General features: G+C 38.1%; 12 protein-coding genes. 9 read left to right on the top strand and 3 right to left on the bottom strand.

Features of this window, described 5'->3' with window-relative positions; translation table 11 throughout:
- Positions 1-22 precede the first annotated feature (22 nt).
- The 7 genes from O0931_RS15030 to fabG all read left to right on the top strand — a co-directional run bounded on the left by O0931_RS15030 (position 23) and on the right by fabG (position 6,182).
- Positions 23-511, top strand: coding sequence for a cytidine deaminase (locus tag O0931_RS15030; protein ID WP_269416406.1), 489 nt, complete (start codon positions 23-25; stop codon positions 509-511).
- Positions 512-535: 24 nt separating this feature from the next.
- Positions 536-2,212, top strand: a complete 1,677-nt coding sequence (locus O0931_RS15025; RefSeq protein ID WP_269416405.1) for a PNGase F N-terminal domain-containing protein — start codon at positions 536-538, stop codon at positions 2,210-2,212.
- Between the two features lie 175 nt (positions 2,213-2,387).
- Entirely contained in the window at positions 2,388-3,263 is an 876-nt protein-coding gene (locus O0931_RS15020; protein WP_269416404.1) for a carbon-nitrogen hydrolase, read from the top strand.
- Positions 3,264-3,419: 156 nt separating this feature from the next.
- On the top strand, positions 3,420-3,737 hold the full coding sequence (locus O0931_RS15015; protein ID WP_269416403.1) for a four helix bundle protein: 318 nt from the start codon (positions 3,420-3,422) through the stop codon (positions 3,735-3,737).
- A 181-nt stretch (positions 3,738-3,918) separates the two neighbouring features.
- Positions 3,919-4,998 (top strand): agmatine deiminase family protein, encoded by a 1,080-nt coding sequence (locus O0931_RS15010; protein WP_269416402.1) that lies wholly within the window; start codon positions 3,919-3,921, stop codon positions 4,996-4,998.
- 12 nt (positions 4,999-5,010) lie between these two features.
- Positions 5,011-5,373, top strand: a complete 363-nt coding sequence (locus tag O0931_RS15005) for a VOC family protein (RefSeq protein ID WP_269416401.1) — start codon at positions 5,011-5,013, stop codon at positions 5,371-5,373.
- 65 nt (positions 5,374-5,438) lie between these two features.
- Positions 5,439-6,182: a 3-oxoacyl-[acyl-carrier-protein] reductase gene (gene fabG, locus O0931_RS15000; RefSeq protein WP_269416400.1), complete on the top strand. Its 744-nt coding sequence runs from the start codon at positions 5,439-5,441 to the stop codon at positions 6,180-6,182.
- Between the two features lie 82 nt (positions 6,183-6,264).
- Here the strand turns inward: fabG and O0931_RS14995 are convergent, their stop codons facing one another.
- Positions 6,265-6,957 (bottom strand): L,D-transpeptidase family protein, encoded by a 693-nt coding sequence (locus O0931_RS14995; protein WP_269416399.1) that lies wholly within the window; start codon positions 6,955-6,957, stop codon positions 6,265-6,267.
- A 431-nt stretch (positions 6,958-7,388) separates the two neighbouring features.
- Here O0931_RS14995 and O0931_RS14990 point away from each other — a divergent pair, with 431 nt between their 5' ends.
- Together O0931_RS14990 and O0931_RS14985 are read left to right on the top strand one after the other, a co-directional pair.
- The gene (locus O0931_RS14990; RefSeq protein ID WP_269416398.1) at positions 7,389-9,473 is read left to right on the top strand and encodes a hypothetical protein; all 2,085 of its coding nucleotides are present in this window, start codon (positions 7,389-7,391) and stop codon (positions 9,471-9,473) included.
- Positions 9,460-10,080, top strand: coding sequence for a trimeric intracellular cation channel family protein (locus O0931_RS14985; RefSeq protein ID WP_269416397.1), 621 nt, complete (start codon positions 9,460-9,462; stop codon positions 10,078-10,080). The genes O0931_RS14990 and O0931_RS14985 overlap by 14 nt, the downstream gene beginning before the upstream one ends.
- A gap of 87 nt (positions 10,081-10,167) precedes the next feature.
- On the opposite strand, the gene O0931_RS14980 is transcribed toward O0931_RS14985, so the two are convergent.
- On the bottom strand, positions 10,168-10,467 hold the full coding sequence (locus tag O0931_RS14980) for an FtsB family cell division protein (RefSeq protein ID WP_010599472.1): 300 nt from the start codon (positions 10,465-10,467) through the stop codon (positions 10,168-10,170).
- A gap of 189 nt (positions 10,468-10,656) precedes the next feature.
- On the bottom strand, positions 10,657-11,952 hold the full coding sequence (gene eno, locus O0931_RS14975; RefSeq protein ID WP_269416396.1) for a phosphopyruvate hydratase: 1,296 nt from the start codon (positions 11,950-11,952) through the stop codon (positions 10,657-10,659).
- Positions 11,953-12,095: the final 143 nt, after the last annotated feature.

Raw genomic sequence — 12,095 nt, 5'->3', positions numbered from 1 at the left:
AGCGTTTTGTAATTCTTTTAAAATGAACTTAATAAATCTAAATATAATTTTTGAACAGTATAAAGGTGTAGAGGAGTTGAACGAAAACGACAGATTATTGTGCGAACTTTCTGAACAAGCCCTGGCCAGTTCTTATTCTCCTTATTCCAAATTCAGGGTTGGAACAGCCATTCGCTTAGCCTCGGGAGAAATAATTCTCGGGAGCAATCAGGAAAACCTGGCCTACCCTTCAGGTTTATGTGCCGAACGTGTTGCGCTGTTTTCAATCGGCGCTGCTTACCCGAATGCGGTTATCGAAAGTATGGCCATCACGGCGCAAACCGATAACTTCGAAATTTTAAAACCGGTTACGTCTTGCGGGGGATGCCTGCAGGTTATGGCCGAGTTTGAACGTAAACAGTCGGCACCAATTGAAGTCATATTTTATTGCTTAAATGGCGAGGTTTTGAAAGTGCCGAGTGTAAAGAGTTTATTGCCTTTTGCTTTTGTTGAAGATAGGTTGGAGAGATAGTTTTATATTTGAGTTTTCGATTTTATGAAGCAACTTTATATCCTTATTTTCTCAGTATTTACCGTGGTTTTTGCCCAGGCGCAACAAGCTTTAAAAACAAATTCAACCTACAAAATAGTTTATTGGCGCTCTGCAGATGAGAAGCCGAAAGAAGATAGAAATCCTATAGTCGTTATCGCCGGCGCAAAACAAAATCTATTAAGTATGGAAAGTGTATTGGCCAATAAAGCTAAATATCCTTTCGAGCAAAGTATTATCGTCAAGCCAGAAAATATATTATTTCAGGTTGCCGATTTGGGTAAAAGCAATCAAATTTCTACAGCAGATAGCGCTACAATCGCTAAACAGGTTTTCGAATTCAGTAACGAAACCAAAGTGATTTTAGGCTACACCTGTAAAAAGGCAAAAACGATAGTCGACTCGAATACAATAGAATTGTGGTACACGGCTGATGTCGGAATTAAAGCTGCACCAACGGTTCTGGGGCAAAGTCTGGGTTTGGTATTAGAGCAGGTTCGAAACGGAAATAGTTATCTAACAGCAACAAAAATTGAAGAAGTTAAAAACAATGAGCCGATTGATTTAAGTACATTAAAACTAACAGACGGATTATCGTACAAAGATTTGCTTTGGAAAAGCAGGTTTACCACACTCAACGTTTTCAATAATGAAACCATCAACTTTACAGATAAACCGCTGTCTGATTCTGTTTTCAGGTTTGCCGGCGGAACGGTCATTGCCAGGAAAGTTAAATTTCCGGAATTGCTGACCAATCCAGCTATTTTTGTCGATTTAACAGAGCAATCAAACGGTGATGCTTATGACAGAACAGGTTCTGTTTTTGTAATTCCAACGGATAAATCGGTTGGCTTAATGGATGCCTTGAAAAATTCAGTAAAGGTTTTGCCGGTTTATAACAATGGAAATGGAAAAACCTACCAGGGTGTTGTGGCTACGGCAACTTACAATCCGGTTATCGAACTGATGCGGTTTTTTACACCCTTCGGTGTGGGCAAATACAATAACTTAAAGTTGAAAGATAAAAACTGGGCAGATAAGGTCTACTACAGGCAAGATATTTCAGAATTATTTCCTTTAGTTAATGGAAAAGAAGTTTGGATAGCCGTTTTTATTGGCAATTATGATAAAGGCGGACATAAGGTTTCATTAAACATTACCCTTCACAATAGTGGCAGGGAAAAGGCTGAGAAAAATATAATTATGCCTTTGTTTAATTCGACCAATGTATTAGAAATGGCCGGACAGGAATATGCCACCATGTTTAGCAGCGATAGGGGTCTGGAAGTTTCTTTCACTTTAGAAAAGGATGTTAAAGATGCAAAATTACGTTACATCACTACCGGTCATGGTGGTTGGGGTAGTGGGGATGAATTTGTACCTCGGAAAAATACCATCTGGCTGGACGGAAAAGAGGCCTTTGCTTTTATACCGTGGCGACAGGATTGTGGTTCTTACCGCTTATCAAACCCTGCATCGGGTAATTTTGAAACGGGACTTTCCTCTTCCGATTTAAGTCGTTCGAACTGGTGTCCCGGAACGGTAACCAATCCAAATATAATTTCCTTAGGCGATTTAAAAGCCGGTACACATACCATAAAAGTAACCATTCCAATGGGGCCACCACAAGGTTTAAGTTCCAGCGCATGGAATGTGTCTGGTGTACTTTTAGGTACAGAATAAAATTTTATTACCCCAAATTACAATCGCTGCTTTTCAAAAAACTATTACACAATTATGCCGTTCTACTTTTAAACAAAATAGTAACTTTGCGCCATAATTTTGAATGCGTGAATGTGAGCATAGATAAAATCACAAGCTCATTCATTCCTTCTATCATTCAATAATTTTGAAAAACATGAAGAAAGTAAAAGTTGGCTTAGTACAAATGACCTGTACTAAAGATAAGCAGGAAAATTTAGATAAAGCGATAGGGAAAGTGAGAGAAGCGGCGGCAAAAGGCGCACAGATAGTGTGTTTGCAGGAGCTTTTTACCTCTTTATATTTCTGCGACGTTGAAGATTATGACAATTTCGATTTAGCGGAAGCGATTCCGGGTCCATCTACAGATGCTTTACAGGTTGTGGCTAAAGAGTTAAACGTGGTAATTATTGCTTCTTTATTTGAGAAACGTGCGGAAGGTTTATACCATAATACCACAGCTGTGCTAGATGCCGATGGTTCTTATTTAGGTAAATATCGTAAAATGCATATTCCTGATGATCCGGCGTTTTACGAAAAATTTTATTTCACGCCGGGCGATTTAGGTTACAAAGTTTTTGAAACGAAGTTCGCTAAAATCGGCATCTTAATTTGTTGGGATCAGTGGTATCCTGAAGCTTCCAGAATTACCGCTTTAATGGGCGCTGATATTATGTTTTATCCAACAGCAATTGGCTGGGCAACTGATCAGGATGAAGAAACCAATCAGGACCAGTACAATGCCTGGCAAACCATCCAACGTTCGCATTCGGTTGCAAACGGCGTTCCGGTAGTTAGTGTAAACCGTGTAGGATTTGAGCAAGATGGCGCCATGAAGTTCTGGGGTGGCAGTTTCGCAACAAATGCACAGGGTAAACTGCTTTATCTGGCCTCGCACGATAAGGAAGAAACGGAAGTTGTGGAGTTAGATTTAAGCCAAAGCGACTTTATGCGTAAACACTGGCCATTTTTAAGGGATAGAAGAATTGATTCTTATCAGCCGATTACGAAAAGGTATATTGATGGGGATTAGTTATTCGTCCGAAGACCGGGGTCAGAAGTCTGAGTGCAAATACCAAATAGTTAAACTTGGTTTGAAGATTAAGATTTTGTAATTTGATGTTAATAAATTTATATCTTTCGACTTCGGACACCTGACTTCGGACGCCCAAATTCGGACTTTTTTAACATGGCATTCAAATTTGAAAAATTAAAAGTCTGGCAAAAGGCATTAGACCTGGCAGATGAGATTGATAAAATGACTAAAACTTTTCCGAAAGAAGAAGTTTATGTTTTGACATCTCAGGTAAAACGTGCTGCTGACTCCATCTCGATGAATATTGCTGAAGGAAGTACTGGGCAAAGTAACCCGGAGTTCAAGAAGTTTTTACGCTATTCGTTGAGGTCAGATATTGAGGTTGTAAATTGTTTGCATTTGGCAATAGGCGTGGATATATTACTGAGGAGATTTTTAAGAAACACTACCAATCCTGCGAAGAAATCTTGATAATGATTTCTGCTTTAATCAAATCTTTGGAATAAAAAGAACTCATGAAATATAATATCTTCCGACTTCTGACATTTGACTTCGGACTTTTAGCAAATAATATCTTCCGACCTCGGACCCCTGACTTTCGGACTAATTAATAAACATGAACCTTAGACATCCGAATTCGGATTAAAAAAATATGTCACAACTTCCTCCAAAACCAACATTAAATATCAATCAATTCGATTATTCTCCAAAGCAACAGGGATATGCTTTCCCTGCTGAATGGGCCAGACACGAAGCAACCTGGTTAAGCTGGCCATACAAAGAGGCAAGCTGGCCAGGAAAAATCGAAACCATTTATAAGCCATATTGCCAATTTATCAAAGCCGTGGCCGAAGGCGAAAAAGTGCGAATCAATATTAAAAATGAAGAAATGAAAGCTTTTGCTGTTTCTGAATTAACCAAAGTTGATGCCGACTTAAGCCAGGTTGAATTTTATTTCAATGAAACGAACGATGCCTGGTGCCGTGACCATGGTCCGGCGTTTGTGTTGAAAGGAAATGAGAAAGCCGTAGTAGATTGGGGTTACAACGCCTGGGGTGGGAAATACCCGCCGTTTGATTTGGACGACGTGGTGCCAACCAAAATTGCTAAACATTTCAAGTTGCCGTTATTTACACCTGATATTGTGATGGAAGGCGGTTCGGTGGAATTTAACGGCGCCGGAACGATTTTAACCACAACAGCTTGCTTATTAAACGAAAATCGTAATCCGCATTTAACCAAAGAACAGATTGAAAAATACTTACTTGAATATTATGGTCAGGAACAGGTTTTATGGCTGGGTGACGGAATAGTAGGCGATGATACGGACGGTCACATCGACGACATCACGCGTTTCGTGAATGAAGATACCGTTTTAACGGTTGTAGAGAGCAACCCGTTGGATGAAAACTATGTTTTATTGCAAGAGAATTTAGAGGCCCTGAAAGCAATGAAATTGAAGGACGGTCGCCCGTTAAATATTATTGAGTTGCCAATGCCATCGCCGGTTATTTATGATGATACGCGTTTACCGGCATCTTATGCAAACTTTTACATCGCTAACGCTGCCGTAATTGTGCCGGTTTTTAATGATATAAACGATCAGAAAGCTTTGGATATTATTCAGGGTTGTTTCCCGGATAGAAAGGTTATCGGTATTAATTCAGTTGATATTATCTGGGGGCTGGGCAGTTTTCACTGTTTGAGCCAGCAGGAACCTGCGGAAAAGTAAATCACTATGATATTGAGCAGAATAATTTTATTTGGTAATGATATTGATGGATTAAAGGCTTTTTATCAATCCATATTTAATTTTCCGTTAATCGAGGAAATAGAAGGAGAATGGTTAGTTTTCAATTCAGGGTCGTTGGAAATTGCATTTCATAAAATAGGAGAATCATTCAGAAAAGAAATTCCTTTTAAAGCAGAAAGTAATACTAAATTAGTTTTTAGTATTGATAAAGATATTGAAGATTGCCGCAAAAAGTTAATAGAAAAAGGGGTTAAAATGGAAAGCGTTAAGTCTTTTGAAAATATAGATTTCCTTTTTTGCGATGGAGAAGATATTGAAGGGAACGTTTTTCAGCTTAGTCAGAAAAAAGCATAATCTTATATTGCTTTAAATTATAACTTTACAACATTAAAAATATTTCAACTTTACAACATTTCATAATGAAATTATTAGAAGGAAAAACAGCATTAATTACAGGCGCATCGAAAGGTATTGGTCGTAAAATAGCTGAAAAATTTGCTGAGCAAGGTGCTAACGTTGCATTCACATACTTATCATCAGTAGAAAAAGGCGAGGCGTTGGAACAGGAATTGCAAAGCTTCGGAACAAAAGTTAAAGGTTACCGTTCTGATGCATCAAAATTCGACCAGGCAGAGCAATTAATCAATGATGTGGTTGCCGAATTTGGAACCATCGATATTGTGGTAAATAACGCTGGAATAACCAAAGATGGTTTGCTTATGCGCATGAGTGAAGAGAACTGGGATGATGTAATTAACATCAACTTAAAGTCTATATTCAACGTAACCAAAGCAGCATCGAAAATTATGATGAAAGCCCGCAAAGGTGTTTTCATTAATATGAGTTCTGTAGTTGGGGTTACGGGTAACGCCGGGCAAGCGAATTATGCTGCATCAAAAGCTGGTATCATTGGTTTCACAAAATCTGTTGCTAAAGAACTGGGTTCAAGAAATATCCGTGCTAACGTCGTTGCTCCGGGTTTTATCCGTACCGAAATGACAGAGGTTTTAGACCCCGCAGTTGTTGCAGGTTGGGAGAAAGATATTCCACTTAAACGTGCTGGCGAAACGGAAGATATAGCAAATGTTTGTGTTTTCTTAGCTTCAGATATGAGTGCCTATGTAACCGGACAAACTTTATCGGTTTGCGGCGGAATGCTATAGAAGCGGGTTGAAAAATTGACGGTTGGAAGGTTGAAAGGTTTTGGATTCAGAACTTGCAACGTTCCAACCTTTAACATTTTAACTATTTTACGACATATTTCCCCTTAACTTCTTTAACATCCACAGCGCGCTGATTTTTTTCAAAAGCCAAATAACCTGGCTGTAAAGTTTTCCAAAAACTGGTTTGCGCTGGAAATTGAACAGCATATTTTCTCATATTCCCATCCGTCATTTTGAACGGATAAATGTTAACAGGAATTTTTTCCTGACCAGAATTTCTGGCTTCGACACCTAAGATGTATACTTCTTTAATTTTTTCATCGGTTAAAGGAATACAGCCAACCGTTACACAATTGCCGTGGATGTAAATGTCGCCACCAGTTTTTCTGTCTTTTCCGGTTCTGACAGAATCAACTGAATTTGGATAATTTACACCGAGCGATAAATGGAAACTACTCATCGGATTGAATACATTGATGTAATAAAATCCTTCGGGTGTTTGTCCGTCGCCCTCTATCACTTTCGGACCTAATGTACCCGAGTGCGCACAAAAATCGTAGGTTCTGAATAGCGAATAAGTCTTGTCTGATTTATCTTTTAACCAAATTTCTAATTTTCCCTCTGCTTTATAAGCATTTATCAGCATTGAAAAATCAGTACTATAGCCAGCTGCCTTGATAAATTTTTGTAAAGTTTCCCATTTTTCATTATAAGCTTTTTCTACTCTTTCAAATTTGATTTGAGTCGCCTTGAAATTATTTTGTGAATTCGCCATTATGCTGAGTGATAATAAAAACGTTAAACAGATTAATTTCATAAAATTTACTTTAGTTAAAGCTAGTTATTTAACCACAGAGAACACGGAGATTTTAAATTTGTGCTATGCACAGAGAGCACTAAGTTAGGCTTTGCACTTTTCTCTGTGATACTCTGTGTATATCTTTGTGCCCTTTGTGGTAAATAATTTGTGGTTTTTGCGGTTAACAGCAAATTTGCTTTGGTTAAAGCTAAGAAATTATTGATTTCACCACGGCCTACATAGATATTTTTGCAATCACAAAAGCACGAGAACGCCAAGTTAAATTGGTGAGTATATCTCTGTGTATTCCTTTGTGCCCTCTGTGGTAAAAAGCTTGATGTACCTTTCTTTACGTAAATTCTTGGCTTCCTTTGCGGTTAATAACAAAATTAGCATCTTTATAAAATATGAACAGCTTTTTTGCCGGTACTTCTATTTTGTATTTTCTGGGTTGCCTTGCTTTGGGTGTTTTATATGCATGGTTGCTGTATCGGGGTAACAAAAATCTCGATAAAAAATTACAATATGGCTTAACGGCACTTAGGATTATTGCAGTAACAGCTATCGCCTGGCTTATTTTTGCACCATTAATCAAAACCCTTAATTACACCTTTGACAGGCCGGTTATCATCATAGGGCAAGATAATTCTCTATCTGTTGGTCAGGTTAAAGCAGCTGGCTTCGACCAAAAATTATACGAACAACATCTTAAGGTCTTAAAAGATAAGTTATCAGATAAGTATGAAGTAAAAACCTACAATTTTGGCGACTCCGTAGCCGATGGATTTGATTTCAAAAACCAGGGAAAGTTAACAGATGCCAGTGCTTTTTTTCAAAAGATTAAAGATGAATATGCCAATAGAAATGTTGGAGCAGTTATTTTGGCAACGGATGGTATTTTTAATCACGGTGGAAATCCTTTGTACATCATCAACCAAATAAATGCGCCGATTTATACTATTGCTTTGGGCGACGGCATTCCCAAACGGGACGTTTTAATTTCTAACATCAACTATAATAACATCGTCTATCTGGACGATGATTTTACCATTGAAGTGCAGGTTCAGGCCTTTCAAAGTGAAAGCGAAAATACGGCTTTAACAGTTAGTCAGAATGGAGCAAAAGTTGAACAACAAAATATTACTATTGCCGGAAATTCCTTTGTGAAAACCATTCCTGTGAAACTGCATGCCGGTAAAATTGGCATGCAGAAATATACCGTTCAGTTAGGCACGCTGCCAAACGAAATGACCACCAAAAATAATTCACAAACTTTTTATATTGAGGTAATTGACGGCAGGCAAAAAGTATTGTTAGCTGCAGCGGCCCCGCATCCCGATTTGGCTGTTTTAAAAGAGGCAATTTCACTTAACAAGCATTATGAGGCTAAACTTGTTCTCGCTGATGACTTAAGCTCGACCGACCCATCTAAATTTGATTTAATTGTGTTGTACCAGTTACCTGATGCTCAAAACATCTCAACTTCTTTTTTACAGAAAGTAACGGGTTTAAAGAAACCCATCTGGTATATTTTGGGTGCACAAAGTAACTTGAATGCCTTTAACCGAATTCAGAATCAGGTTAATTTGAGTGCTGCAAATGGTTCCCTTCAGGAAGTTTATCCCGATTTTTCCAATGGTTTTACAAGTTTTAACTTATCTGAAGAAGACAAAAAACAATTTTCCACTTTCGACCCATTGCTAATGCCATTCGGTAGGTTAACGGTAAATGCCGGTGCTACGCCAATTTTCAATCAGCGTATCGGAAAAGTAGTTACACAACAACCATTGTTGTTTTTTACGAATGAAAATGGCTTAAAAGCGGGTTATTTAATGGGAGAGGGTTTATGGCGTTGGAAGTTATCGGCCGCTGAAAATGAAAGCGAACCATCAAGCTTGAACGATTTGATTTCCAAAACCGTTCAATACCTTTCTGTAAAGGATGATAAGCGAAGATTTAAGGTTTTTACATCTAGATCTGCTTATGATGAAAATGAATCTGTCCAATTCAACGGCACGCTTTACAACGAAAGTTATCAGCCGGTAAATGAATCGGAAGTGAACTTGCAGGTTAAAAATGAAGCCGGCAAGGTTTTCAATTATGTTTTCTCCAGAACGGAAAATGCTTATCAGCTCGATGCCGGGGCAATGCCCGCAGGAAATTATTCTTATACGGCTAATACTTCGTTAGGCGGACAAAAATTTGCCGCTGCGGGTCTTTTTTATGTGAATGCTTTAATTGCCGAATATCAGCAAACTACGGCCAATCATCAGTTACTAAATACGATTTCCAAGCAAAGCAAGGGAAAGCTTTTCATGCCGGCCGATTTATTAAAAATTGCTGATGAAATCCTAAAAAATGAGAACATTAAAACCATCAGCTACGAAGACCGTAAGTACAATGAACTCATTAATATAAAATGGCTGTTCGGGTTGATATTGGTTTTATTAAGTATAGAATGGTTTTTGCGTAAACGAAATGGGGAATTATAATATTTCTACATCAGAAGTTATTGAGGTTTTGGGAACCATTGCCTTTGCCATTTCAGGTACTTTTACTGCAATGCAACGTAAACTCGACCCATTTGGCGTACTAATTATTGCTTTTGTAACTGCAATTGGTGGCGGTACTGTCAGAGATTTGCTAATTGGCGATACGCCTGTTGCCTGGATGCGAGATATGCAAACTTGTTTAGTAATATTATTTACCGCGCTGATAACCATGTTTTTTAAAACTCATGTGCAGAAAATGAAAATTACGCTGTTTTTATTCGATAGTTTAGGTTTAGGACTCTTTACCATGGTTGGTTTACTTAAAGGAATTGCTTTCGGCTTAAATCCTGGTATTTGTATTGCCCTTGGCACCATTACAGGCTGTTTTGGAGGTATTATCAGAGATACTTTGTTAAATACAATTCCGCTGGTATTCAGGCGAGAAATATATGCATCGGCTTGTATTTTGGGTGGCTTGCTGTATTATTTGCTAATTCTAATTAATGTAGAGAGCGTAATTGCTAAACTTGCTGTGGTCGCCTTTATTTTTATATTTAGAATTGTTGCAGTTAAATTCAAGCTTTCGTTGCCAAAATTCGAATATTAATACAAAATTTGAAATACTATTATAGTAACTAAATCCTGCCTTATCCTTAAATCCTTAAAGTCCTGAAATTCTGTTCTAAAATCCTGGTTAGTCTTTTTTCTCTTCATGAATAATAACAAAAACATCTTCGTTATCTTTCTTCATGAAATATTTTTCCCGGGCGAATTTCTCTGCGGTATTTAAGTTGGTATTCAGCTCGTTTAAATCCTTTTTAACCTGGGCGGTTTCTTTTTCAAAATATTCCTTTTCCTCTTGTAATTTATTGGCCTGACTACGGTATTCGTATTGCGACATCATATCGTTTTTATCGAAAAACAGCATCCACACGGCAAAAGCAGCTGTTGCGAGGAAATATTTGTTGCGGAAAAGGTCTATCAAACGTTTCATAATGCTTTTTATAAACCTTACAGGTTTGTAGAGACAAATATAATGTAAAATAAAACATCCGAAGATTTAAAATCTCCGGATGTTCTGCAAATCAATTTTTCAACTTGTTAACATAAAATCTATTTGTCATGTTGAGCCTGTCGAAACATCTATCAGAAAGTTCTTCGACAAGCTCAGAATGACAACTATTTATTTCTTAGCGTATTTGAATTTCGAACCGATGAAACGGGCGTTTTCACCTAACTCTTCTTCAATACGTAATAACTGATTGTATTTTGCAATCCTGTCAGAACGTGATGCTGAACCTGTTTTAATTTGTCCGCAGTTTAATGCAACAGCTAAATCAGCAATGGTAACATCTTCAGTTTCGCCTGAACGGTGACTCATTACCGAGGTATAACCACTGTTCTGTGCTAAAGTAACCGCATTGATGGTTTCCGTTAAAGAACCGATTTGGTTAACTTTTACCAGGATTGAGTTTGCTGTATCTTCGTCGATACCACGTTGTAAACGCGTAACGTTCGTTACAAATAAATCATCACCAACCAATTGAACATGGCCGCCAATTTTATCAGTTAAGCTTTTCCAGCCGGTCCAATCGTTTTCATCCATACCATCTTCAATAGAGATAATTGGATATTTTGCAGAAAGGTCAGCTAAATATTGTGCTTGTTCTTCGCTTGAACGGATAACACCTGTTGCGCCTTCAAATTTAGTGTAGTCGTATTTACCATCTTTGTAAAACTCAGATGATGCACAATCTAACGCCAGGCAAATTTGAGTGCCTGGTTTATAACCGGCCGTTTCAATTGCTTTCAATACCGTTTCAATTGCATCTTCCGTGCCGTCAAAAGTTGGAGCGAAACCACCTTCGTCGCCTACAGCGGTAGATAAACCCCTGTCGTGAAGTATTTTTTTCAAGCTATGGAAAACCTCAGTTCCCCAACGTAAAGCCTCAGAGAAAGATGGTGCGCCAACCGGCATAATCATAAACTCCTGGAACGCGATAGGCGCATCAGAGTGAGAACCACCGTTAATGATGTTCATCATCGGAATTGGCAAAGTGTTTGCATTAACGCCGCCAATGTAACGGTATAAAGGTTGGCCGATTTCATCAGCAGCAGCTTTAGCAACCGCCAGAGAAACACCTAAAATTGCATTAGCACCTAAGTTACCTTTGTTTTCAGTACCATCAAGCTCCAGCATTAATTTATCGATAGCATTTTGCTCAAAAACATCAATGCCACGTAATGCATCCGCAATTTTAGTATTTACATTTTCAACAGCTTTTAAAACACCTTTACCTAAATATGTAGATTTATCTCCGTCACGTAACTCAACAGCCTCATATTGCCCGGTAGATGCACCGCTTGGTACAGCTGCACGGCCAAAAGCGCCTGCTTCTGTAACGACTTCAACTTCTACTGTTGGATTGCCTCTCGAATCGAGAATTTGTCTGGCATGGACATTAACAATTATGCTCATTTCTATTTGATTTTTTGTTGATTTTTTAACCTGCTTAGTGTATAAAGTACAATTACTAAGCGTAACATCAAAGTTAGTATATTTTTTAAATAAATAAAGGGTTTTGGCCGTTAATGTTACGATAGTTATTCAAGTTTAACCAG

Source organism: Pedobacter rhodius (assembly GCF_027213645.1).
Classification (GTDB): domain Bacteria; phylum Bacteroidota; class Bacteroidia; order Sphingobacteriales; family Sphingobacteriaceae; genus Pedobacter; species Pedobacter rhodius.
This window is presented reverse-complemented; position numbering and strand designations above follow the sequence as displayed.